General features: G+C 67.3%; 22 protein-coding genes. 12 read left to right on the top strand and 10 right to left on the bottom strand.

The genetic code is table 11. From position 1 onward, the window contains the following. The first annotated feature begins 25 nt into the window (after positions 1 to 25). Positions 26 to 913, top strand: a complete 888-nt coding sequence (ypfJ, locus tag AC1DZQ_RS02930; RefSeq protein WP_476962082.1) for a KPN_02809 family neutral zinc metallopeptidase — start codon at positions 26 to 28, stop codon at positions 911 to 913. A 43-nt stretch (positions 914 to 956) separates the two neighbouring features. Here ypfJ and AC1DZQ_RS02925 read toward each other — a convergent pair whose 3' ends face one another. From AC1DZQ_RS02925 to AC1DZQ_RS02895, 7 genes are all read right to left on the bottom strand, one after another. Further along, on the bottom strand, positions 957 to 1,556 hold the full coding sequence (locus AC1DZQ_RS02925) for a hypothetical protein (protein ID WP_476962081.1): 600 nt from the start codon (positions 1,554 to 1,556) through the stop codon (positions 957 to 959). A gap of 217 nt (positions 1,557 to 1,773) precedes the next feature. Continuing rightward, positions 1,774 to 2,106 carry a metal-sulfur cluster assembly factor gene (locus tag AC1DZQ_RS02920; protein ID WP_018772973.1) on the bottom strand — a complete coding sequence of 111 codons (333 nt, stop codon included), beginning with the start codon at positions 2,104 to 2,106 and terminating at the stop codon, positions 1,774 to 1,776. Between the two features lie 13 nt (positions 2,107 to 2,119). Next, entirely contained in the window at positions 2,120 to 2,917 is a 798-nt protein-coding gene (sufC, locus tag AC1DZQ_RS02915; RefSeq protein WP_476962080.1) for a Fe-S cluster assembly ATPase SufC, read from the bottom strand. Between the two features lie 89 nt (positions 2,918 to 3,006). Beyond that, positions 3,007 to 3,366, bottom strand: a complete 360-nt coding sequence (locus AC1DZQ_RS02910; protein ID WP_476962079.1) for a non-heme iron oxygenase ferredoxin subunit — start codon at positions 3,364 to 3,366, stop codon at positions 3,007 to 3,009. Between the two features lie 31 nt (positions 3,367 to 3,397). Further along, positions 3,398 to 4,684 carry a Fe-S cluster assembly protein SufD gene (gene sufD / locus AC1DZQ_RS02905; protein ID WP_476962078.1) on the bottom strand — a complete coding sequence of 429 codons (1,287 nt, stop codon included), beginning with the start codon at positions 4,682 to 4,684 and terminating at the stop codon, positions 3,398 to 3,400. Continuing rightward, positions 4,684 to 6,147: a Fe-S cluster assembly protein SufB gene (gene sufB / locus AC1DZQ_RS02900; protein WP_090577773.1), complete on the bottom strand. Its 1,464-nt coding sequence runs from the start codon at positions 6,145 to 6,147 to the stop codon at positions 4,684 to 4,686. Before sufB ends, sufD begins: the two co-directional genes overlap by 1 nt. Then, on the bottom strand, positions 6,147 to 7,016 hold the full coding sequence (locus AC1DZQ_RS02895; protein WP_476962077.1) for a helix-turn-helix transcriptional regulator: 870 nt from the start codon (positions 7,014 to 7,016) through the stop codon (positions 6,147 to 6,149). Before AC1DZQ_RS02895 ends, sufB begins: the two co-directional genes overlap by 1 nt. A gap of 106 nt (positions 7,017 to 7,122) precedes the next feature. On the opposite strand from AC1DZQ_RS02895, the gene AC1DZQ_RS02890 reads away from it, so the two are divergent. The 5 genes from AC1DZQ_RS02890 to AC1DZQ_RS02870 all read left to right on the top strand — a co-directional run bounded on the left by AC1DZQ_RS02890 (position 7,123) and on the right by AC1DZQ_RS02870 (position 12,084). Next, a complete protein-coding gene (locus AC1DZQ_RS02890; protein WP_476962076.1) occupies positions 7,123 to 8,091 on the top strand; it encodes an ABC transporter ATP-binding protein in 969 nt (322 codons plus the stop codon). Continuing rightward, the gene (locus AC1DZQ_RS02885; RefSeq protein WP_476962075.1) at positions 8,088 to 8,900 is read left to right on the top strand and encodes an ABC transporter permease; all 813 of its coding nucleotides are present in this window, start codon (positions 8,088 to 8,090) and stop codon (positions 8,898 to 8,900) included. Before AC1DZQ_RS02890 ends, AC1DZQ_RS02885 begins: the two co-directional genes overlap by 4 nt. A 7-nt stretch (positions 8,901 to 8,907) precedes the next feature. Continuing rightward, a complete protein-coding gene (locus tag AC1DZQ_RS02880; protein WP_476962074.1) occupies positions 8,908 to 9,852 on the top strand; it encodes a COX15/CtaA family protein in 945 nt (314 codons plus the stop codon). A 233-nt stretch (positions 9,853 to 10,085) separates the two neighbouring features. Next, entirely contained in the window at positions 10,086 to 10,610 is a 525-nt protein-coding gene (locus tag AC1DZQ_RS02875) for a hypothetical protein (protein ID WP_090577765.1), read from the top strand. 280 nt (positions 10,611 to 10,890) lie between these two features. Beyond that, the gene (locus AC1DZQ_RS02870; RefSeq protein WP_476962073.1) at positions 10,891 to 12,084 is read left to right on the top strand and encodes an acyltransferase family protein; all 1,194 of its coding nucleotides are present in this window, start codon (positions 10,891 to 10,893) and stop codon (positions 12,082 to 12,084) included. A gap of 31 nt (positions 12,085 to 12,115) precedes the next feature. Here the strand turns inward: AC1DZQ_RS02870 and AC1DZQ_RS02865 are convergent, their stop codons facing one another. Together AC1DZQ_RS02865 and AC1DZQ_RS02860 are read right to left on the bottom strand one after the other, a co-directional pair. Next, positions 12,116 to 13,087, bottom strand: coding sequence for a threonine/serine dehydratase (locus AC1DZQ_RS02865; RefSeq protein WP_476962072.1), 972 nt, complete (start codon positions 13,085 to 13,087; stop codon positions 12,116 to 12,118). Positions 13,088 to 13,219: 132 nt separating this feature from the next. After that, a complete protein-coding gene (locus AC1DZQ_RS02860; RefSeq protein ID WP_476962071.1) occupies positions 13,220 to 14,182 on the bottom strand; it encodes a heme o synthase in 963 nt (320 codons plus the stop codon). A gap of 502 nt (positions 14,183 to 14,684) precedes the next feature. Here AC1DZQ_RS02860 and tkt point away from each other — a divergent pair. From tkt to pgl, 6 genes are all read left to right on the top strand, one after another. Then, positions 14,685 to 16,802 (top strand): transketolase, encoded by a 2,118-nt coding sequence (gene tkt, locus AC1DZQ_RS02855; protein WP_476962405.1) that lies wholly within the window; start codon positions 14,685 to 14,687, stop codon positions 16,800 to 16,802. Positions 16,803 to 16,865: 63 nt separating this feature from the next. Next, positions 16,866 to 17,981 (top strand): transaldolase, encoded by a 1,116-nt coding sequence (tal, locus tag AC1DZQ_RS02850; protein ID WP_476962070.1) that lies wholly within the window; start codon positions 16,866 to 16,868, stop codon positions 17,979 to 17,981. Between the two features lie 6 nt (positions 17,982 to 17,987). After that, on the top strand, positions 17,988 to 19,622 hold the full coding sequence (locus AC1DZQ_RS02845; RefSeq protein WP_476962069.1) for a glucose-6-phosphate isomerase: 1,635 nt from the start codon (positions 17,988 to 17,990) through the stop codon (positions 19,620 to 19,622). A gap of 15 nt (positions 19,623 to 19,637) precedes the next feature. Next, positions 19,638 to 21,200 (top strand): glucose-6-phosphate dehydrogenase, encoded by a 1,563-nt coding sequence (zwf, locus tag AC1DZQ_RS02840; protein ID WP_476962068.1) that lies wholly within the window; start codon positions 19,638 to 19,640, stop codon positions 21,198 to 21,200. Then, complete coding sequence (locus AC1DZQ_RS02835; RefSeq protein WP_277523710.1) at positions 21,197 to 22,138, top strand: glucose-6-phosphate dehydrogenase assembly protein OpcA; 942 nt, start codon at positions 21,197 to 21,199, stop codon at positions 22,136 to 22,138. The genes zwf and AC1DZQ_RS02835 overlap by 4 nt, the downstream gene beginning before the upstream one ends. Next, positions 22,128 to 22,940: a 6-phosphogluconolactonase gene (gene pgl / locus AC1DZQ_RS02830; RefSeq protein ID WP_476962067.1), complete on the top strand. Its 813-nt coding sequence runs from the start codon at positions 22,128 to 22,130 to the stop codon at positions 22,938 to 22,940. Before AC1DZQ_RS02835 ends, pgl begins: the two co-directional genes overlap by 11 nt. On the opposite strand, the gene AC1DZQ_RS02825 is transcribed toward pgl, so the two are convergent. Further along, positions 22,899 to 23,294 carry an RNA polymerase-binding protein RbpA gene (locus AC1DZQ_RS02825; RefSeq protein WP_476962066.1) on the bottom strand — a complete coding sequence of 132 codons (396 nt, stop codon included), beginning with the start codon at positions 23,292 to 23,294 and terminating at the stop codon, positions 22,899 to 22,901. The two genes, pgl and AC1DZQ_RS02825, sit on opposite strands and share 42 nt — an antisense overlap. Positions 23,295 to 23,389 lie beyond the last annotated feature (95 nt).

Below are 23,389 nucleotides of genomic sequence, written 5' to 3'. Positions count from 1 at the left end.
GGCCWGTGCGGGATATTGTGACTCCATGAGCTTTAACGACAACGCCCCGCTGGATCCGTCGCAGGTCCAGGACCGCCGAGGCATGGGCCGCGGCCCGATGATCGGCGGCGGGATCGGCGGCGGCATCATCCTGCTGCTGGCAGCCCTCTTCGGCATCAACCCCCAGCTTCTCGAGGGCCTGGCCGGCACCGTCCAGGACCCCCAGTCACAGAGCCAGGGCTCTGCCCCCGCCTGCCGGACCGGCGCCGACGCCGACGCCCGCCTCGACTGCCGGATCACCGGCACGGTCAACAGCCTGAACGCGTTCTGGCCGGCGTATCTGGCCCAGTACAACACGAAGTACCCGCAGCCCGAGGCCGTGATCTTCACCCGCGCGACCAACACCGGCTGCGGCGCCGCTACCTCGGAAGTAGGCCCGTTCTACTGCCCCACGGATTCCACGGCGTACTTCGATCCCGGCTTCTTCCAGGAACTCGTGGACCGGTTCGGCTCCTCCGGCGGGCCGCTGGCCCAGGAATATGTCGTGGCCCACGAATTCGGCCACCACGTCCAGAACCTGCTCGGCAACCTGGACCGGGCGCAGCAGGATCCCCAGGGCCCCGGGTCCGGAGCTGTCCGGGTTGAGCTGCAGGCCGACTGCTATGCAGGGCTGTGGGCGCACTATGCGACGACGCAGGCGGATCCCAAGACCGGCCAGCCCTACCTCGAGCCCTTCACGGACCAGGACATCCGGGACGCGCTCTCGGCGGCCTCGGCCGTGGGCGATGACCGCATCCAGAAGGCCGCCACGGGCCGCGTCTCACCGGAGGCCTGGACCCACGGGTCAAGTGCCCAGCGACAGAAGTGGTTCTACCAGGGCTACACGACCGGGGACATCAACAAGTGCGACACGTTCGCGGTGGCCACCCCTTAGTCCCAACGCCCTGGCCCATCCGGCTGGTCCCATCCGCCCGGTCTCAGCCGCGGCGCGGCCAGCGCCGGATTGGGACTTCGACGTAGCTGAGGAATCCGGCGTGGCCCAGATGCCGGTGCTTGGGGTGCCATACCGGGCGGTACTGGTGCCCGAACGGGTCGGTCACCAGGACCGTGTCCAGCCGGTTGTTTCCGGCCAGGAGGCGGTCGACGTCGGCCAGCGCATTTCGCCGCGTCGCCAGGCCGTCGATGTCCAGGCTCCAAAGCCCCAGCTCAGCATCCGTTCCGCGTTCCAGCTGCAGCGTCTCGAACAGTCCGGTCACGAGCCCGGCGAGCCCGGCGGGGTCGACACGCTGCAGCCGGTGCTCCTCGGGATGCACGTCCCGCGCCTCAGCCAGGGCCTGGCGCAGCCAGTGGAATTCAACGGATCCCAGGGGCGGTCCCATGCGCAGGTGACGGTTCTCGTCCAGCTCGAGCCGGTACGTGGTGGCGCCGCGGTCAAAGATGCACGGAGCCTCGCCAACATATTCAAAGTCGGCCAGGAGGTCGTCACCGGAGCGGTAGTAGGAGAACTCGCCGCTGTCCTCGACAACCACAAAGTCCCCGCTGGCACCGGACGGCCGCGGCGGTGGAGTGGCATCCATTCCCGTGTGCCTCCTGTTCGGCGGTGTGCCGGTCCGCAGCGCGTGCCCGCGTGGACCCGTTGTCTTTATCAGACCACCGCCACGGCGATATGGGAACGCCGAACGGAATGACGAACGGAATGACGACGGCGGCCCCGCCTCGGTGAGGTGGGGCCGCCGTCGTTCGCAGTCCGGGTCGTGCCGGCCCGGGCGTGCGGGTGCAGCTGTGCGTGCGGAGCTAGATGTTGAAGCCCAGGGCGCGCATCTGGTCGCGGCCGTCCTCGGTGATCCGTTCCGGACCCCATGGCGGCATCCACACCCAGTTGAGCCGCCAATCGTCGACGATCCCGTCCAGGGCCTTGCCGACCTGCTCCTCGATCACGTCGGTGAGCGGGCAGGCGGCCGTGGTGAGCGTCATGTCGATCAGCAGGGCGCCGTCGTCGTCCGAGTACTTCAGACCGTACAGCAGGCCCAGGTCAACGATGTTGACGCCGAGTTCCGGGTCGATCACATCCTTGAGCGCCTCTTCGACATCCTCGAGGCCCGTGCGGGCCACATTGAGTTCGGTCATCGCGGAGTCCTAACTACGCCTGGGCTGCAGCCGAGGCGGCAGCGATGGTGGCCGCCCCTGCGCCGGTGGCGTAGCGGTCGTAGCCTTCGTCTTCGAGGCGGTCGGCGAGCTCCGGGCCGCCCTCTTCCACAACCTGGCCATCGACGAACACGTGCACGAAGTCCGGCTTGATGTAGCGCAGGATCCGGGTGTAGTGGGTGATGAGCAGGGTGCCCATGTTGCCTTCGCCGTGCGCGCGGTTGACGCCCTCGGAGACAACCTTGAGCGCGTCGACGTCCAGGCCGGAGTCGGTCTCGTCGAGGATGGCGAACTTCGGCTTGAAGAGCTCGAGCTGGAGGATCTCGACGCGCTTCTTCTCGCCGCCGGAGAAGCCTTCATTGACGTTGCGCTGGGTGAAGTCGGCGTCGATGCGCAGCTGCGCCATGGCAGCCTTGACGTCCTTGGTCCAGGTGCGCAGCTTGGGTGCTTCGCCGTCGAGCGCGGTCTTGGCCGTGCGCAGGAAGTTGGTCATGCTCACGCCTGGGACCTCGACGGGGTACTGCATGGCAAGGAACAGGCCGGCGCGGGCACGCTGGTCAACGGTCATCGCCAGGACGTCTTCACCGTCGAGGGTGATCGTGCCGGAGGTGACGTTGTAGCGCGGGTGCCCGGCGATGGTGGACGCCAGTGTGGACTTGCCGGAACCGTTCGGGCCCATGATGGCGTGCGTCTCGCCGGTCCTGATGGTCAGGCTGACGCCCTTCAGGATTTCCTTGGTGCCCTGCTCAGTGTCAATGCTGACGTGCAGGTCCTTGATCTCAAGAGTCGACATATGTCTTGTTCTCCTCTGCACCGTGCCCTCCGGCACGGTGCGTTTTCTTGGCGATAAGTTTTCTTGTGCGGGTTGCCGGCTGCAGGCAGCTAGCTGAAGTTTGGAGCCTCGGCGCCGTTCAGGACGTTGGTGAAGTCCACGTAGACCTCGTCATCCAGGACGGTCACGGCAAACACGGGAACAGGATCATAGGCTGGCAGCTGGAGCGGCTCGCCGGTGCGCAGGTCGAACTGGGAACCGTGGCCCCAGCACTCGATCTTGCAGCCTTCAACCTCTCCTTCGGAGAGGGAGATGTCCGCGTGCGAGCAGGTGTCGCCGATGGCGTGGATCTCCCCCATCGAGTCCTTCACGATCGCTACGGGGTAGTCGTCGATCAGGATCCGCAGCGCCTGCTTGAGGTGGATCTCGCTGGCGTTGCAGACTAGCTCGCCCTTTGGCTGTTCAGTCATTGATGTAGTCCGTGTTCTCTAGTGCTGCGCACTAGTGGTTGGTCGCCGCGAGTTCGCGCTCGACGGCTTCCGTGAGGCGCTCTTCGATGGCCGGAACGTTGATCTTCTGGATGATCTCGTGCAGGAACCCGCGGACCACCAGGCGGCGGGCCACCTCTTCCGGGATGCCGCGGGCCATCAGGTAGAACAGGTGCTGGTCATCAAATCGTCCGGTGGCGCTGGCGTGGCCGGCGCCGGCGATCAGGCCGGTCTCGATCTCAAGGTTCGGCACGGAATCGGCGCGGGCACCGTCGGTCAGGACCAGGTTGCGGTTGGCCTCGTAGGTGTCGGTGCCCTCTGCTTCCTTGCGGATCAGAACGTCGCCCACCCACACGGTGTGCGCGTTGCGGCCCTGCAGGGCGCCCTTGTACAGGACGTTGGACTTGCAGTTGGCCACGGCGTGGTCCACGAACAGGCGCTGCTCCAGGTGCTGGCCGGCGTCGGCGAAGTACAGGCCGAACAGTTCCACTTCGGCGCCCGGGGCGGTGAACCGTGCCGAGGGCGTGACGCGCACGAGGTCGCCGCCGAGGCTGACAACGATGTGCTTGAACTTGGCGTCGCGGCCGAGCTTGACCTGCTGGGAGGAGGCGTGCACGGCGTCGTCGTTCCATTCCTGGAGCGAGATGACGGTCAGCTGCGCGCCGTCCTCAACGAGGATTTCGACGTTTTCCGAGACGACGGCGGTGCCCTGGTGGTCCAGGACGACGACGGACTTGGAGAACTTTTCCGCGACGATCACGATGTGCTGCGCGGAAGCCTCGGTGCCCTGGCCGGTCAGCAGCACGCTGACCTCACCGTCCACCTGGACCTCGGACGGGACCGTGATGACGGTGGCCTCGGTGAAGTTCTCCCAGGCGTTCGCGGAGACGCGGTCCTCCGGGATGGCGGCGGAGCCGATCCGGCGGTCGTCGCGGCCGACGGTCTCGACCCTGACACTGTCCGGGGCGGTGACGCTCACGGCCGGCGCCGCACCGTTGAGGATGTCGGTGTGCAGGCCGCGGAGGCGCTTGAGCGGCGTGAACCGCCAGTCCTCTTCCATGCCGGTCAGCGGCTTGAAGTCCGCCAGCTTGTAGGAAGTCAGGCGGCCGGCGCGCGAGCTGTCCGGAATACCGACGCCGCCCCCGTGCGAGTGGCGCTTGACGGCTTCGCCGGCCAGCGGCGCCTTGGACTCCGCGGCGTTCAGCGGTGAAAGGCTTTCGCCTTCCTCGGTGAAACCGTTGATGAACGGCTGGGCTGAGGGCGCGCCGATGCGGGCCTTTTCAGTAGTGATGTCAGTCATTAACCGACCGATCCTTCCATCTGCAGTTCAATCAGTCGGTTCAGCTCGAGGGCGTATTCCATCGGCAGTTCGCGGGCAATCGGCTCGATGAAGCCGCGGACGATCATCGCCATGGCCTCGTCTTCGCGCATGCCGCGGGACATCAGGTAGAACAACTGCTCTTCGCTGACCCGCGAGACCGTAGCCTCGTGGCCCATCGTGACGTCGTCCTCGCGGATGTCGATGTACGGGTAGGTGTCCGACCGGCTGATGGTGTCCACCAGAAGCGCGTCGCAGCGGACCGTGTTGGCCGAGTGCTTGGCGCCTTCGCGGACCTGGACCAGGCCGCGGTAGGCAGCACGGCCGCCGCCGCGGGCCACGGACTTGGAGATGATCGAGCTCTTGGTGTTGGGCGCGATGTGGACCATCTTGGAGCCGGTGTCCTGGTGCTGGCCTTCGCCGGCGAACGCGATGGACAAGGTCTCGCCCTTGGCGCCTTCGCCCACGAGGTAGACGGCCGGGTACTTCATGGTGACCTTGGAGCCGATGTTGCCATCGATCCATTCCATCGTGGCGTTCTCTTCGCAGATGGCGCGCTTGGTGACCAGGTTGTACACGTTCGTGGACCAGTTCTGGATGGTCGTGTAGCGGACGCGGGCGCCCTTCTTCACGATGATTTCCACGACGGCGGAGTGCAGCGAGTCCGAGGTGTAGATCGGCGCCGTGCAGCCCTCGATGTAGTGGACGTAGGAGTCCTCGTCCGCGATGATCAGCGTGCGCTCGAACTGGCCCATGTTTTCCGTGTTGATGCGGAAATAGGCCTGCAGTGGGATGTCCACGTGGACGCCCTTGGGCACGTACACGAACGAACCGCCAGACCAGACTGCAGTGTTCAGCGAGGCGAACTTGTTGTCGCCCACCGGGATGATGGTGCCGAAGTACTCCTGGAAGATCTCCGGGTGTTCGCGCAGCGCGGTGTCCGTGTCGAGGAAGATGACGCCCTGCTGTTCCAGGTCCTCGCGGATCTGGTGGTAGACAACCTCAGACTCGTACTGCGCGGCGACGCCGGAGACGAGGCGGCTGCGCTCGGCTTCCGGGATGCCGAGCTTCTCGTACGTGTTCCGGATGTCCTCGGGGAGGTCTTCCCAGGTTGCGGCCTGCTTCTCGGTGGAGCGCACGAAGTACTTGATGTTGTCGAAGTCGATGCCGGACAGGTCCGCGCCCCAGGTGGGCATGGGCTTGCGGTCGAAATACTTCAGGCCCTTGAGGCGCAGGTCGAGCATCCATTCCGGCTCGTTCTTCTTGGCCGAAATGTCGCGGACAACGTCTTCATCGATGCCGCGGCGCGCGTTGGCCCCGACGTCGTTCTTGTCGGCCCAGCCGTACTCATAGGTGCCGATTCCGTGGAGCTCGGGATTCTTTTCCAGAATCTCCGAAATCACAGTAGAGTCAGCAACCTTTTTCTCTGATAGTTGGTCCGTCATCACGGCCTTTCTTGGAGATGGTTGGATACTTCGTCCGGGTTGACCGGGGCTGCGGGACTGGAAGTCCCGACGGCGGCCGGACGGCCCGTAGGTATGTGGGTGGTGCAGACGTGCCCGCCGCGCGCCAGGGTGGAGAGCCGGCGCACATCGACGCCGACCAGCCGGGCGAACATTTCGGTCTCCACGTCGCAGAACACGGGGAACTGGGCGGCCAGGTGCTGGATGGGGCAGTGCCCCTGGCAGAGCTGGACGCTGGAGAGCGCGGCCGGAAGCGGCGCCTTGGCAACAAGTGACTGCGCCGAGGCCACGAAACCGTCGCGGCTCAGCGCCTCGGAGAGAGCCTGGGCGCGGGCTGTGATGTCCGGTCCGGCCTGCTCGATCTCGGGTGCGTAGCGGCGCTCCATGTCGGCGAAACGCTCGACGGCGAACTGCCGCACGGCCTCTGGGCCGGCCGCCTCTTCCAGGCGGCGCAGCGCCACGGAGGCGATGTCAAGGTAGTCGTTGCCGAGGTTCGACTGGCCCTGGGAGCTCAGGACGTAGCGGCGGGCGGGCCGGCCGGCGCCGGCACCGGCGCGGGCAACCCGCTTGACCTCAATCACTCCGCTGCGCGCGAGGTGGTCGAGGTGGCGGCGCACGGCAGCCGGGGTGAAGCCCAGGAGGTCGCCGAGTTCGGCTGCGCTGATGGGTCCATGCTCCAGCACCGCGTTCAGGACGCGGTCACGCGTGCGCTCTTCGGCGTCGTGCGTGTGGTTGCCGGCGGCCGCGGGAACGACGTCCGGTACGGCCGCCACGTGTGCCCGGACGGACCCGACGCGCGCGGCGCCGCGCCCGGACGGGACTGCGGACGCAGAGGGGCTCATGGAATACACAACACAATCATGTCGTAATTTAGTCCGGCATTCCAGTAAGGCATGGCTTGCCTGCCGGACCGGCCCCTCCGGGGAGGCGACGTACTACATCGCGTAGAATGCTGTGGTGCGATCTCCCGAATCCCCCGTTCTGACCATCAACGGGCTTGTCAAGGATGTTGGTCCACTGCCCACCCTCGACGGCAAGATGCTGCGCGTGGTCAGCGGCCTTTCCCTCATCGCCGAACGCGGCCAGGTCACGGCCCTGCTCGGTGCCAACGGCGCCGGCAAGACCACCACCATCGAATGCGCCCAGGGGCTGCAAAAACGCACCGCCGGCGCCATCAGCCTACTGGGCCAGGACCCGGATTCGGCCGGTGCGGGTCTCCGCGCCCGCGTGGGGGTGATGCTGCAGGACGGCGGCCTGCCGCCGTCGGCCCGGCCCATCCCCCTGTTGCGGCACATCGCCGGCATGTACCAGGACCCGTGGCCGGTAGATGAGCTCATCGGACGCCTGGGGATCGACTCTTTCAGCCGCACCAACGTGCGGCGCCTGTCCGGCGGGCAGAAACAGCGCCTCGCCCTGGCCGCGGCGCTGGTCGGCAATCCGGAGGTTCTATTCCTCGACGAGCCCAGCGCCGGCCTGGATCCGCAGTCCCGCCAGATGGTCTTCGATCTGATCTCCGAACTGCGGAACAGCGGCATGGGCATCATCCTGACAACGCACCTGATGGACGACGCCCAACGCCTCGCGGACTACGTCTACATCATCGACGCCGGCCGCAACGTCGCCGAGGGCACTGTCGCCCAGCTCCTGCGGCACCAGCTGCCCGCCGGCGACGCGTCGCAGCACATCCGCACGCTGCTGTTCGAGACCGAACCCGGACTGGACTTCACCGGCGTGCTGCCCGACGGCGTCGACGTCACCGAGGCGCGGGCCGGCAGTTATGCCGTGACCGGCGCCCTGACCCCCGCCGACCTCGCCGCAATCACCGCGTGGTGGGCCCAGCGCGGGATCATGCCCAGCTCCCTGAGCCTTGAAGCGCGCAGCCTCGAGGACGTCTTTTTGGACATCTCCGGAAGGGAGATCCGATGACCCGCGTAACAGGTGGCGCCCCGCTGGAGAGCGCACGCCGGGCCGGCGCGCCCCCTGCCGCGCATGGCAGCGCCCCCGCCTCCCTGCTGCGCCGCATCCTGCTGCAGGGGCAGTACGAAACCATCACCATGCTCAGGAACGGCGAGCAGCTGATCCTCGCGATCGTGCTGCCGCTGCTGGCCATGGTCGGGCTGACCGTGACGCCGCTGCTGGACGGAGTCGGTTCGAGCCGTATCAACGTCGCCGTTCCCGGCATCCTGGCCCTGTGCGCCATGTCCACGGCCTTCACGGGCCAGGGCATCTCCACCGGCTTCGACCGCCGTTACGGTGTCCTGCGCTTTCTTTCCACCACTCCCCTGGGCCGCACCGGCCTGATTGCGGGGAAGGTCCTGGCAGTCCTGGCGGTGCTGTTCCTGCAGGTGCTGATCGTGACGGCAGTGGCCCTGACGCTGGGCTGGCAGCCCAACCCCGCGGGCTGGGTGCCCGGCCTGGCCATCCTGGTCCTGGGTGCCGCCGCCTTCACAGCACTCGGGCTGCTGGTCGCCGGGACGGTCCGGCCGGAGGCGACTCTGGCCATCACCAACCTGCTCTGGATTCTGCTCGGCGCGCTGGGCGGCATCGTGATCCCGGCCGAACGGCTCCCGGCGCTGGCCCAGGCCGTGGTGCATTTCCTCCCCTCCGGCGCGCTGGGCCAGGCGTTGAGGGATGCTTTCCTGTACGGCAGCGTCAATGGTGCCGCCGTGCTTGTCCTGCTGCTCTGGACCGCCATCGCCGGCGGCGCAGCAACCCGTTGGTTCAAATGGAATTGAGAAAACTGTGAGCACGGCGTCACGAACCCCCCGGATCGTCTCCGGAATCACCTCCCGGCTGCCAGTCCGCGTCGACAAGACAATCAGGCGCCTGGCTGTGCTGTCCCTCATCGGCCAGATCGTCCTGGTGGTGACCGGCGGCGCCGTGCGCCTGACGGCCTCGGGCCTTGGCTGCCCCACATGGCCGCGCTGCACGGAAGGATCCCTGGCGACCACCCCGGAAATGGGGATCCACGGAATCATCGAATTCGGCAACCGGCTCCTGACGTTCGCGCTGGCGGCCGTCGCGGTGATGATGCTGGTCTACCTGTGGAACCTCCGCAAGGAGCGCCGCGACCTCTTCCTGCTCGCCCTCGGCCTGCTCGCCAGCATCCCGGCCCAGGCCGTCATCGGCGGCATCACGGTGCTGACCGGACTGAACCCGTGGGTCGTGGGCCTGCACTTCCTCGTTTCCATGGCCCTCGTGGTCCTCGCTACCCTGTTGGTGAACCGGGCTTACGGCCGCACGGGCATGGCCCGGACCGTGCAGCTTCCCGCCCTGCCGGGGGCTGCGCGCCCGGTGATGACCGCCGTCGCCGTCCTCTCCGCCGTCGCCGTCTGCCTGGGCGTGGTGGTAACCGGCGCCGGCCCGCATGCAGGCGACGCGAACGCCCCACGCAATGACCTCGACTGGGACCTGTTCGCCCACATCCACGCCGTGCCCGCCTACCTGGTGACCGCCGGCGCGCTGTTCGCGTTGGTCCTGGTGGTCCGCGGGCGGATCCAGGGGCCGTTCCGCTCCGCGGTGTTCATGCTCCTGGGCGTCACGGTGCTGCAGGCCGCCATCGGCTTCACGCAGTATTACAACGGCATCCCGGCGCTGCTGGTCGGTGCGCACATGCTGGCAGCGGCGCTGCTGATGAGCGCAGCGACCAACGCGGCGGACCTCGCCCGGTACAGCCCGGTGGAGTAGCCCCCCGACCCGAACAGCCCCCAGCACTTCCCCTCAACACAGAAACGCGAGGTCACGTATGGCCCATCCGGCACGTCCGGACGGGCCATAAGTGACCCCGCGTTTGTCATATGTGCGGCGGGCTGGCCTTGACGGGAACACCGGGAGGACTATGGGATGGCATGGATATGGATCGTCGCGGCCGTGGGTTCTTTTCTTTCACTCCCGTGACGCTGACCGGAAGGCCTTCTCAAATGCAAGAGATCGAACCGGCGTCGCCCCTTTCACCCTCCGCCCGCCATCGCGCGGCAAGCCTCAAAGAACGCGTCTACATCATCTTCACGACCTTGGCTGTGGTCTTGGCGCTTCGCAGCCACGCCGACGAGACGACGCCCGCGGCCGCGGCGGCGACCCTCAGCATCGTGGTGATCGGGTCACTGCTCGGAATCCTGGTCGCCGACCTCCTGAGCCACCTGGCGGTTCATTCGACGCTCCCAACCCCTGAAGAACTGCGTCAGATGGTCGCTATCAGTGTCGGGGCCCTCAGCGTCCTGGTCACGCCGCTGATCCTCCTCCTGGCGGCAGGCCTCGGTATCTTGTCGACGGCGGCCGCACTCAGCTGGGCGGTCGTCGTGCTCGTCGTCACGCTCCTGGTGGTCGGCTATCTCGCCATCCGGCGCCTCGACATTCCTCTGCGTCACAAGGCCGCCATTATGCTCGCCGAAGTTGTATTGAGCCTCCTGGTGATTGGACTCGAATTCGTGGCCCACCACCTCTGAACCGGCCGCGAAATTTCCCCCACATTCCAGGACGGGTTACTGATCGGTCACTTGTCCAAACGGGAAGGCATTCGGAATACTGGGTCGTGTAGCCCCCTCGTAGGTCAGCCCATTGCCGGGCGGCCCGGGGCCAGCGTCAGGCTTCGTCCAGCCAAGGCGGGGATACTTGTTGATGGCGCAGGACTGGCGCCGCAATCGCATCCATGGACAGAAGGACGGCTCGGTTTTGCCTTGATGCAGCTGGAATCGGAACCGGCCAGATAGAGGCACCGGAGGATATGTGGCGTTACTAGTCAGCGAGAGGCCCGCAAAGACGGTCCAACATACTGCAAAGCGCCCAAGGCTGGACGGCCTGGACGTTCTTCGCGGTGCTGCCGTTGGCGCCGTCCTGCTGGGACATTCCTGGCCGGGCATATTTCAAGGCGCCGGCATCGTTGGTGTCATTGCCTTCTTCGTGTTGAGCGGCTATTTGATCACCAACGTGCTGGTCGGCGACATCGAACGGCACCGGAAAATTCGCTACGGCCGCTTCTATGCGCATCGGGCCTTCCGGCTGGTGCCGGCACTGATCTCCCTCCTGGGCGTATACGCGGTCGTCGAACTGGCCACCGACGTCCTCGGCGACCGGTCCAAGGGAATCGTCGGGTACACCGTCCTCGCCGGCCTTGGCTACCTCAAAGACCTCCCGCTGCCTTTCGACGTCAGCATGGCGATCGGACCACTTTGGACACTGGCGGTGGAGGAACAGTTCTACCTGATCTGGCCCGCGCTGCTGGTGCTCGCCCTGCGGCGCAACCGCCAGGGACGTCTGGTTGGCTGGTCCGCCGCCGTCGCACTGTTGCTCATGTCGGCCAGTGTGCTGGCCATGGTGACTCTGGCCCCGCAACTTCACGCTCTGGTCTACGCGCTGCCGACAACGTGGGGCCTGGGCCTGATTATCGGTGCGGCCCTGCGGCTGTACAGGGTCCATGTGTTCAGCTGGTTCACAGGCCTCTGGCTCAGGCGTGCGGCCCTGCTCGGTTCCGTCGCCATCCTGGCCGCGCTGATCTTCTACCCGAAGGCCAACGAAACGCCGGCCTTCATGTTCATTGGCGGCCCGCTGGCCATGGCCGCCTCAGCCGTCCTGGTCGCACTGGCCGCCTCCCGCACCGCGGCGATGCCGAAGTGGACGCGCCCGGTGCAGATGCTGGGCACGGTATCGTACGCCGCATACCTCTGGAACTACGTCGTCATTCTCTGGCTCAACGGGGGGTCCACGGCCGATCTGCCGCCGCTCGTCGCCGTGTCGGCCATCGTGGTGACCCTGCTCATTGCGGTCATCAGCTGGCACACTGTCGAAAGGCTCGGGCGGATCGCGCGCGCCCGCTTCGACCAGCACTATTCGGCCCGGTACGAGCCGGACCGGGGACGGTCCGGCAGCAACGCTCCCCGGCACACCACGCACGGGCCGGGCGGGGAGACCTCCGCGGACTAGGCACGTGCGCAGGCATTTTAGGCGGTACTGTTCAGTCGGTACCCAGCGCCCCCGCGGTGCCGGCGTCGGGCCGGTTCTCCAGCGTGGACGCATCGGTGTTCGCCCCGCAGACGATCACCGCCACCCGCTCCCCTTCGGCGGGTGTGTACGCCCCTGACGTGAGCGCAGCAAACGCCGCCGCCGCGCCGTATTCGGCGGGGATCCGGTAATCGCTCCACAACTGTGAACGGGCGGCAACGATGGATGCATCGTCCACCAGTACCGAGGTCGGAGGGACGCGCGCGGCGATGTCGAAGGCGATCTCACCCACCCGCCGGGCACCCAGGGAATCCACGGCGACTCCGGAAACGGCCACATCGACCGGGTGGCCGGCGTCGAGGGCCGCGTGCAGCGTGGGGATGTTGAAGGGTTCAACCGCGACGACGCGTGCCCGGCCCTCGGCCGCTGCCGCCACTCCGGCATACAGTCCGCCGCCGCCGACGGCGACGACGATCGTGTCGATGCCGGGCTCGTCCTGGAGAATCTCCTCGGCGAGGGTGCCTGCGCCCGCCGCGATTTCGAGCTGGTCGTACGCGTGGCAGAACAGGGCGCCGCTTTCCTCCACGTAATGCATTGCGGCCGCGAAAGCCTCCGCATACTCGGCGCCGACCTGCCGGACCGTGGCGTTGTACGCGAGGAGTCGCTCGACCTTCACCCGCGGGGCGTTCTCCGGGACGAACACTGTCGCCGGAACACCGAGGGCCGCCGCGGCGTAGGCGTTCGCCAAGCCCGCGTTGCCGCCCGACGCCGCCACCACGCCGACGCCGGGATCAAGTTCACCGCGCTCCCGGGCGGCGAGCTGGCGGTTGAAGGCGCCGCGGGCCTTGAAGACGCCGGTGTGCTGCAGGAACTCGCATTTGAACCAGAGCGGAGCCGCAGCGGTACCCCCGCGGAGCAAAGGCGTGCGCCGCACGTAGCCGCTGATTCGGCTCTGTGCCTGAAGTACATCGCCGCGGTTGATCACGGGCGCCCCCTGGGGTTGTGTTGCCTGGCTGGTTCGTAAGGATACCCCGGGTCCGAAAAGACGTTCCCCTTAATACAGCTGACGCTCCCCCACCACCGGTGAGGGAGCGTCAGGAGACCGAATGGGCGGGCCTCAGCCGCCCATGATGGCCGAGCCGACAAACGGGTCGACGGCCAGGGCAATGAAGAGCAGCGTCAGGTAGCTGATGGAGCCGTGGAAGACCTTCATGGCTCCCTTGTTGGAGACGTCGCCCGCCTGCGCACGGTTGTACAGGGCGTGCGACTCGTACAGGAACCAGGCACCGGCGCCGACGGCGGTCACCGTGTAGACCCAGCCGGCACCGCCGGCCGGGATCATCAGCAACGAACACGCCACCATGGCCCACGCGTAGAGGACCACCTGCACTGAGACCACCTTCGCGCCGGCGATTGCGCCCAGCATCGGCACGTTGGCGTTGCGGTAGTCCTCGCCGTAGCGCATCGACAGCGGCCAGTAGTGCGGCGGGGTCCAGAGGAAGATCACCATGAACAGCACGACGGCGGGCCACTCGACGGTGTTGGTGACGGCGGCCCAGGCAATCAGGACCGGGAAGCACCCGGCGGCGCCGCCCCAGACAATGTTCTGGGCCGTGCGTCGCTTGAGGATCATGGTGTAGATGACCACGTAGAAGACGATGGCGCCGAGTCCGAGCCACGCGGCGAGCGGGTTGGCCCCGAACCAGAGGATGGCGATCGCCGCCGCGCCCAGCAGCCAGGAGAAGATGAGGGCTTCGCGGGGCGTGACCTCACCGGTGACCAGCGGCCGGTTCTCCGTGCGGTGCATGAGCTTGTCGATGTCGCGGTCAATGTAACAGTTGAAGGCGCCCGCGGAGCCTGCCGCGAACGCGCCGCCCACAAGCGTCGCCAGGATCAGGCCGATCGACGGGAAGCCACGTTCGGCATAGATCATGGTGGGCAGCGTGCTGACGAGCAGGAGCTCGATGACGCGGGGTTTCGTGAGCGCCAGGTAGGCCTTGGCTTTGCGGCCGAAGCCCATTTTTGCCGAGGCCGGGGAGGCGTTCAGCGGCGTATTCGTTGTGCTCACGGTGGCAGTCACTCTGTTCTGTCTGGCTGTGGGTCTGTCTGGCTGTGCAGTTCTGTCTGGCCGGGCAGCCCCGGGTGGATTTCGCAACGAGCTGTGCTGCAGATCGGGCTCCGCGCCCGGCGCAAGCCCGTGTCTTTGCCCCAGTCGAAGGCCACCACCCATCATACCGTGGAGCTCCGGGCAGGAGGGCCGCCGAACGGCGAGCCATGATTCCGGCGTATTAACGCCGGCTCACCGGCCCGGCGTCGGGCGGTGATTCATATAAGCGAAATCCGGTCCATTTGGTGAGATATACGCTGACCACAAAGTGGAATGGGACTAGGCTGTCTTTAGATCAGCGCATACAGGCACTTGCCGGAACACGCGGCTCTGCGTCTGCGTCTGAATGATAGATCAACGTTTCGATGGTGAACGGCTGGTACGAACCGCAGCGGGCACCGAACTGTGCCCGGGGCGGGAACGACGCGTACCGCCGGCCGTCAGCACAGAGAGGGGCCCGGTTTTCGTGCCACATTTGGAAGAGCAAGAACTGTCATGGACTGACTTGGACCAGCGCGCGGTGGACACGGTCCGGGTGCTGGCCGCGGATGCGGTGGAGAAGGTCGGAAACGGCCACCCGGGGACGGCGATGAGCCTGGCTCCGGCCGCGTATTTGTTGTTCCAGAAGCTGATGCGCCACGATCCGGCGAACCCGGACTGGCTGGGCCGTGACAGGTTCGTTCTGTCCCCCGGGCACACGTCCCTGACGCTCTACATCCAGCTGTTCCTTTCCGGCTACGGCCTGGAGCTGAAGGACCTGGAGGCGCTGCGGACCTGGGGTTCGCTGACCCCGGGCCACCCGGAATACAAGCACACCAAGGGTGTGGAGATCACCACGGGCCCGCTGGGCCAGGGCCTGGCGTCCGCTGTCGGCTTCGCGTATTCGCAGCGCCGGATGCGCGGCCTGTTCGATGCCGATGCCCCCGCCGGCACGAGCCCGTTCGACCACACCATCTGGGTGATCGCCTCCGACGGCGACCTGCAGGAAGGCGTGACCTCCGAGGCGTCCTCACTCGCCGGGCACCAGGAACTGGGCAACCTTGTGGTGATCTACGACGAGAACCACATCTCGATCGAGGACGACACCGATGTGGCGTTCACAGAGGACGTCCTGGCCCGCTACGAGGCCTACGGCTGGCACACCCAGCGGGTCGACTGGACCCGGACCGGCGAATACGTCGAAGACGTGCAGGAGCTGCACGCCGCGCTGCTCGCGGCGAAGGCCGAAACCGGCAAGCCCTCCATCATCTCGCTGCGGACCATCATCGGGTACCCGGCGCCGAAGAAGCAGAACACCGGCAAGATCCACGGCTCGGCCCTGGGTGCAGAGGAAGTCGCTGCCCTGAAGAAGGTCCTGGGCTTCGACCCGGAACGCGCCTTCCAGGTCGACGAAGACGTCCTGGCCCACGCCCGGGCCGTTCAGGACCGCGGCGCGGCCGCCCGCACCGACTGGCAGGCCTCGTTCGAGGCGTGGCAGGCCGGCAACCCCGAGGCCGCGGCCCTGCTGGAGCGCGTCGAGGCGAAGAAGCTCCCGGGCGACTTCGAGGCCGCCCTGCCCGTCTTCGAAGCCGGCAAGGACGTCTCCACCCGCGCCGCGTCCGGGAAGGTCCTGAACGCGATCGGCCCGGTCATGCCCGAACTCTGGGGCGGCTCCGCCGACCTCGCAGAGTCGAACAACACCACGATCGAAGGCTCGCCGTCGTTCATCCCCACGTCCCGGTCCACCGCGGCTTGGAAGGGCAACCCCTACGGCCGGGTCCTGCACTTCGGCATCCGCGAGCACGCCGCGGCGTCGATCGTGAACGGCATCTCCCTGCACGGGCGCACCCGGGCGTTCTCCGGCACATTCCTGATCTTCTCCGACTACCAGCGCCCCGCGATCCGGCTCGGCGCCCTGATGGGCGTCCCGTCGCTGTATGTCTGGACGCACGACTCGATCGGCCTGGGCGAGGACGGCCCCACGCACCAGCCCGTCGAGCAGCTCGCGTCCCTGCGGGCTATCCCGGGCCTGGACGTCGTCCGCCCCGGCGACGCGAACGAGGTCGCCGCGGCCTGGAAGGCCATGCTGGAAAACCACGAAAACCCCGCCGGGATCGTCCTGACCCGGCAGAACATCCCCACGTATGCCCGCGGCACCGGCGTGGCCGACGGCGACACCTTCGGCTCCACCGCCGGAGTCGAGAAGGGCGGCTACGTCCTGGCTGAGGCGTCGAAGGACGGCAACACCGTCGAGGCCCAGGTCATCCTGATCGGCACCGGCTCCGAGGTCCAGCTCGCTGTCAACGCCCGCGAGGCGCTGCAGGCCGAGGGCATCCCCACCCGTGTGGTGTCGATGCCCTGCGTGGAATGGTTCAACAAGCAGGACGCCGCCTACCGCGACGCCGTGCTGCCGCCGGCCGTGAAGGCACGCGTCTCGGTCGAAGCCGGACTGGCCCTGGGCTGGAAGGAATTCGTCGGCGACGCCGGCCGTTCCGTCTCGCTCGAGCACTTCGGCGCGTCCGCGGACTACAAGCGCCTCTTCCAGGAATTCGGCATCACCGCCGTTGCAGTCGCCGCCGCCGCCAAGGAATCCCTGGCCGGCCTTACCAACTGATCCACCACCACGGTTCCGGGGGACGCTGTGCCCCCGGAACCCATGATTTCCAGGAGTTATGAAATGACTACCCCCACCCAGCAGCTCTCCGMCGCCGGCGTCTCGATCTGGCTCGATGACCTCTCCCGCGGCCGCCTGCAGACAGGCACCCTGCGCAAGCTCATCGAAGAGAAGAACGTCGTTGGCGTCACCACCAACCCGTCGATCTTCCACGCCGCCATCACCACCGGCCACGACTACGACGCCGTGATCGCCGGGCAGGCCGCCGCCGGCGCCACCGTTGAAGAGACCGTCTTCGAAATCACCACCACCGACGTGGCCGACGCCTGCGACCTGTTCGCCCCCGTCGCCGCGGCCACCAAGGGTGTCGACGGCCGCGTCTCCATCGAGGTCGACCCGCGCCTGGCCTGGGACACCGCCGGGACCATCGCCGAAGCGAAGCACCTGTACAAAAAGGTCAACAAGGACAACGTCCTGATCAAGATCCCGGCAACCCTCGAAGGCCTCGAGGCCATCACGGCCACCCTGGCCGAGGGCATCAGCGTCAACGTGACCCTGATCTTCTCGCTGGAACGCTACCGCGGCGTGATCAACGCCTTCCAGTCCGGGCTCGAGCAGGCCAAGGACAACGGCCACGACCTGTCCAAGATCCACTCGGTCGCATCCTTCTTCGTCTCCCGCGTCGATGCCGAAATCGACAAGCGCCTCAACGCGATCGGCACCGAGGAAGCGAAGGCACTCAAGGGCAAGGCCGGCCTGGCCAACGCCCGCCTGGCCTACCAGGTCTACGAAGAGCTGTTCTCAACCGAACGCTGGGCCCTCCTGGCCGGGGCCGGCGCCCTGCCGCAGCGCCCGCTCTGGGCCTCCACCGGCGTAAAGGACCCGGCCTACCCGGATACCCTCTACGTCACGGAACTCGTCGCCCCGGGCGTGGTCAACACCATGCCGGAGAAGACCCTCGACGCCACGTTCGACCACGGCACCGTCACGGGCGACACCGTCACCCGCGGCTACGACGACGCCAACGCCACGCTGAACTCCCTCGACGCGCTGGGGATTTCCTACAACGACGTCGTCGCTCTGCTCGAATCCGAAGGCCTGGATAAGTTCGTGGCCAGCTGGAAGGAACTGCTGGGCGACGTCGAAGGCGCCCTGGCCTCTGCACGGAAGGCTTCCTAACCCACCATGAGCACACTCAGCTACGACGCCACCGGCGCAGCCCGCCAGGCACATGACCAGCACCTCCCGGCACTGTTGGAAGACCGCATTGCCACCCGGATCTTCGCGAAGGACCACACCCTGTGGGGTCCGGACGCAGAGCAAGAATCCGCTGTCCGGCTGGGCTGGGTCGAGGCGGCCACCGTCTCCCAGCCGCTGGTCGGCGACATTCTGGAACTCCGCGACGCGCTGAAGGCCGAGGGCGTACGGCGGATCGTCCTTTGCGGCATGGGCGGCTCCTCGCTGGCGCCTGAAGTCATCGCGGGCACCGCTGGCGTCGAGCTGACTGTTCTGGACAGCACCGACCCCGAACAGGTCAGTGCCGCAGTAGCGGACCGGCTGGCCGAAACCGCCATCGTGGTTTCGTCCAAGTCCGGCTCCACCGTGGAAACCGATTCCCAGCGTCGGATCTTCGAGCAGGCGTTCACCGACGCCGGCATCGACGCGAAGAGCCGCATCATCATCGTCACCGACCCGGGTTCGCCGCTGGACAAGGCCTCACGAGAAGCCGGCTACCGCGCCGTCTTCAACGCCGACCCCAACGTCGGCGGCCGTTTCTCGGCCCTGACCGCGTTCGGGCTGGTCCCCTGCGGGCTGGCCGGCGTGGACATCCAGGGTTTCCTGGATGAGGCCGAGGAAGCTGCCGAGATCCTCAACGAGGACTCGGAGGACAACATCGGCCTCGCCCTCGGCACCGCCCTGGGCGGCACCACCCCGCTGCGCAACAAGATCGTCATCGCGGAGGACGGGTCCGGGATCGTGGGCTTCGCCGACTGGGCCGAACAGCTCATCGCCGAATCCACCGGCAAGCTCGGCACCGGCGTGCTGCCTGTCGTGGCCGGTCCGGCCTCCCCTGAAGCCACCCTCGGCGCCCCCGATGTCCTCGTCATCCGGCTCGTCGCGGCGGATGCAGACGTGCAGCTGGGCGAGAACGAGGTCGCCACTGCCGGCGGCTTGGCCACGCAGATGATGGTGTGGGAATTCGCCACCGCCGTGGCCGGCCGCCTGCTGGGCATCAACCCGTTCGACCAGCCCGACGTCGAGGCGGCGAAGATCGCCGCCCGCGGCCTGCTGGACGCACAGCCCGAGCCGACGCCGGCGAACTTCACCGACGGCGCCATCGAGGTCCGCGGCGGGGAATGGCTCGGCGGCGCCGCCACCGCGGCGGAGGCCGTCAGCGCCCTGCTCGCCGAACTCGGCCCGGACAACTACCTCAGCGTCCAGGCCTATTTCGACCGGCTCGCCTACGCCAGCCTCGAAGGCGTCCGGGACGAACTGGCCGCTGTCAGCGGACGCCCGGTGACCTTCGGCTGGGGCCCGCGGTTCCTGCACTCCACCGGACAATTCCACAAGGGCGGACCCGCGATCGGCGTCTTCCTGCAGGTCACGGCCGCTTCCGCGGCCGACCTGGCCATCCCGGACCGGCCGTTTACGTTCGGCGAGCTGATCTCGGCGCAGGCCGCGGGCGATGCCCAGGTCCTGTCCGAGCACGGCCGCCCGGTCCTCCGGCTGCACCTGACCGACCGCGCTGCGGGTGTGAAGCAGCTCCAGGAGCTCGTCACGTCCCTTGCCGGCCAGGCAGCATCCTCCACTGAAAGCTAAGGCACCCACGCAACCATGCCAGAAACTTACAACGGCGGCAGGACCACGGCCGGCCGGGGGCGCAATCCGCTCCGGGACCCGCGTGACCGCCGTCTGAACCGTATTGCCGGGCCGTCATCGCTGGTCCTGTTCGGCGTGACCGGGGACCTCGCCCGCAAGAAGCTCATGCCCGCGGTATATGACCTCGCCAACCGCGGGCTGCTGCCACCTAGCTTCGCCCTGGTGGGCTTTGCCCGCCGGCACTGGGAGAACGAGGACTTCGCCGCAGAGGTCAAAGAGTCCGTCAAGGCCTACGCCCGCACCCCGTTCGATGAAACGGTCTGGAAGCAGCTCTCCGAGGGCATCCGTTTCGTGCAGGGCGAGTTCGACGACGACGAGGCGTTCAAGCGGCTCAGCGAAACGATCGATGAGCTCGACGAGCAGCGCGGGACGCGGGGCAACCACGCGTTCTACCTCTCGATCCCGCCGAAGGCCTTCGAGCAGGTCTGCCGCCAGCTTTCCAAGCATGGCTTGGCCCAGGCCGCGGGCGACAACTGGCGCCGCGTGGTGATCGAAAAACCGTTCGGACACGACCTCGAATCGGCCCGCCAGCTCAACGACATCGTCGAATCGGTGTTCCCACCGGACGCAGTCTTCCGGATCGACCACTACCTGGGCAAGGAGACGGTGCAGAACATCCTGGCACTGCGCTTCGCCAACCAGCTCTTCGAGCCGCTCTGGAACGCCAACTATGTTGACCACGTCCAGATCACCATGGCCGAGGACATCGGCACCGGCGGCCGGGCAGGCTACTACGACGGCGTGGGCGCGGCCCGCGACGTGATCCAGAACCACCTGCTCCAACTCCTGGCCCTGACGGCCATGGAGGAGCCGATCTCGTTCAACGCCGATGACCTGCGGGCCGAGAAGGAGAAGGTCCTCGCCGCCGTCCGGCTCCCCGAGGACCTCTCCACCCACTCGGCCCGCGGGCAGTTCACCGGCGGCTGGCAGGGCGGCGAGGAAGTCCTGGGCTACCTGGAGGAAGATGGCATTCCGGCCGATTCGAAGACCGAGACGTTCGCCGCGATCCGGGTGGACATCAACACCCGGCGCTGGTCCGGAGCGCCGTTCTACCTGCGCGCCGGCAAGCGCCTGGGCCGCCGGGTGACGGAGATCGCCGTCGTCTTCAAGCGCGCACCGAACCTGCTCTTCACCGACCACGGCGAGGACGACTTCGGCCAGAACGCCGTGGTAATCCGGGTCCAGCCCGACGAGGGCGCCACGATCCGGTTCGGGTCCAAGGTCCCGGGCACCCAGATGGAGGTCCGCGACGTCACCATGGACTTCGGCTACGGCCACTCCTTCACCGAGTCCAGCCCCGAAGCCTACGAACGCCTCATCCTCGACGTGCTGCTGGGCGAACCGCCGCTGTTCCCCCGGCACGCCGAAGTAGAGCTGTCCTGGAAGATCCTGGACCCCTTCGAGAACTACTGGGCCGGCCTGGACGAACAGCCCCAGCCCTACGCTCCCGGCAGCTGGGGCCCCGCCTCGGCCGACGAACTCCTTGCCCGCGACGGACGAACCTGGAGAAGGCCATGATCGTAGATCTTCCCGACACCACCACCTCCAAGATTTCCAAGAAGATCATGGCCCTACGGGAGCAGGGTGGCGTGATCGCCCTGGGCCGGGTGCTGACCCTTGTGGTCGTCACCCGTTCGGGGCTGGAAGAGGAGGCCATTGAGGCCGCCAACGAGGCCAGCCGGGAACACCCGTGCCGGATCATCGTCCTCGCCGACGCCGGGGCCTCGGCCCCGACCCGGCTAGACGCCCAGATCCGCGTCGGCGGCGACGCCGGGGCCTCCGAGGTCATCCTGCTGCGCGGCTACGGCGAACTCGCCGAGGAAAGCGAATCCCTCGTCGCGGCCCTGCTGCTCCCGGACGCGCCGATCGTGGCGTGGTGGCCGCACGGCGCCCCCAGGAATGCGTGCCAGACCTCGATCGGGGGCATCGCGCACCGCCGGATCACCGACTCCGCCAACGAAACGGACCCCGTCGCGGCGCTGGAAAACATCCGCCGCACCTACAAGGCCGGCGACACGGACCTCGCCTGGACCCGCCTGACCAACTGGCGCATCCAGCTGGCCGCGGTCCTGGACCAGGTGGACGACTCGCCGGTGACGGCCGTCGCCGTCGAGGGCGCCTCGGACTCCCCCAGTACCGTGCTCCTCGCGGCCTGGCTCACCCTGGCCCTGGACGTTCCCGTGACGATAGTGGCGGATCCGGCCGGAACCGGCATCCGCCGCGTCCGTCTGACCCGGCCCGGCGGCGACATCCAGCTCTTCCGGCCCGGGCTCACCATTGCGGAACTGACCCAGCCCGGCCAGCCCGCGCAGCGGATCTCACTGCCCCGACGCAGCCTCAAGGACTGCCTGGCCGAAGAACTCCGCCGCCTGGATCCGGACGAAGTCTTCGGTGAAGTGATTACTATGGGACTGCCGCGTACCAATCTAAGGAGTGTCCGTCCCAGTGAGCGCTGACCCGAGAGTAAGCATCCATCCTGACTCGACCGTCCTGATGGCTGCGATCGCAGCCCGCCTGATTACCAAGCTCGTGGATATCCAGGACCGGCACGGCGAGGCCACGGTGGTGCTTACCGGGGGGACGATGGGCATCGGCTCGCTCAAGGCCGTGGCCGAATCACCGGCGGCGCGGGCCGTCGACTGGTCCAAGGTGAACTTCTGGTGGGGTGACGAGCGCTTTGTGGCGGCCGATGACGCCGAGCGCAACGTCCGCCAGGCCCAGGACGCCCTCCTGTCCCATATCAGTGTTGATCCGGCGCGCGTCCACGTGCCCGGGTCCACGGATGACTTCGACAGCCCGGATGACGCCGCGGCGGACTATGCGCGCCGCCTCGCGGAGGCGGCGGCCGCCGAGCACGCCGCGGACATGTCAGACGACAGGCCCGAACATCCGGCGCAGCTCCCGCGCCTGGACATCGTCCTCCTCGGCGTCGGCCCGGACGCGCACGTCGCCTCGCTCTTCCCGGAGCAAGCCGGCATCCGGGAGAAGGAAGTGACTGTCGTGGGGGTCCACAACTCCCCCAAGCCGCCGCCGGCACGGGTGTCACTGACGCTCCCGGCGATCAATACGGCGTCCGAGGTGTGGATGGTGGTGGCCGGTGATGACAAGGCCGGCGCCGTGGGGCTGGCCCTGGCCGGCGCCAATCCCGTGCAGGTTCCCGCGGCTGGGCCGCGCGGCCGGCGGGAAACGTTGTGGCTGATTGACGAGGACGCTGCCTCACGGGTCCCGGAGCAGCTCGTCCGGAAGGGTCCGTCCTGAGCGTAGCCGTTCCAGCGCTCCGGCCAGCACGTCTTCGGCGTCCTGGCTGGAGCGCCGCTCTTTAACGTATTCCAGGTGTGTCTTGAAGCCCTCTGTCGGCGCTTCCTCCAGGCCAAACTTTGATCCGTCGCGGGTTGCGGTCCCGCCGCATCGCCGGCAGTCCCAAACTCCGGGGATCTGTTCCTCCGGCAGTTGCGCGAACACGAGCGAGGTTTCATGGCCCTTGGCGCACAGGAAGGCGACACGAATACGGGGCTGGCGTACGCCGGCCCCGTTCAGTGGTTCATGGCGGGGAGATGCTCCCTCGGTGGCGCCCACACGGATTCCCTTGAATCCGGAAGCAGAATGCAGCATCGGGAACTCCTGGCTACGTAGCTGGTGGAAGTGCAAACGACAGCCACAGTGTAGTTCGTGAGTTCCCGATGCCGGGAGGGCCATAAGGACCCCAT

The sequence above is a fragment of the Arthrobacter sp. P1_C12_2 genome (assembly GCF_056406415.1).
Note: the sequence above shows the minus strand (reverse complement) of the source record. Positions and strands in the feature narration are given on the sequence as shown.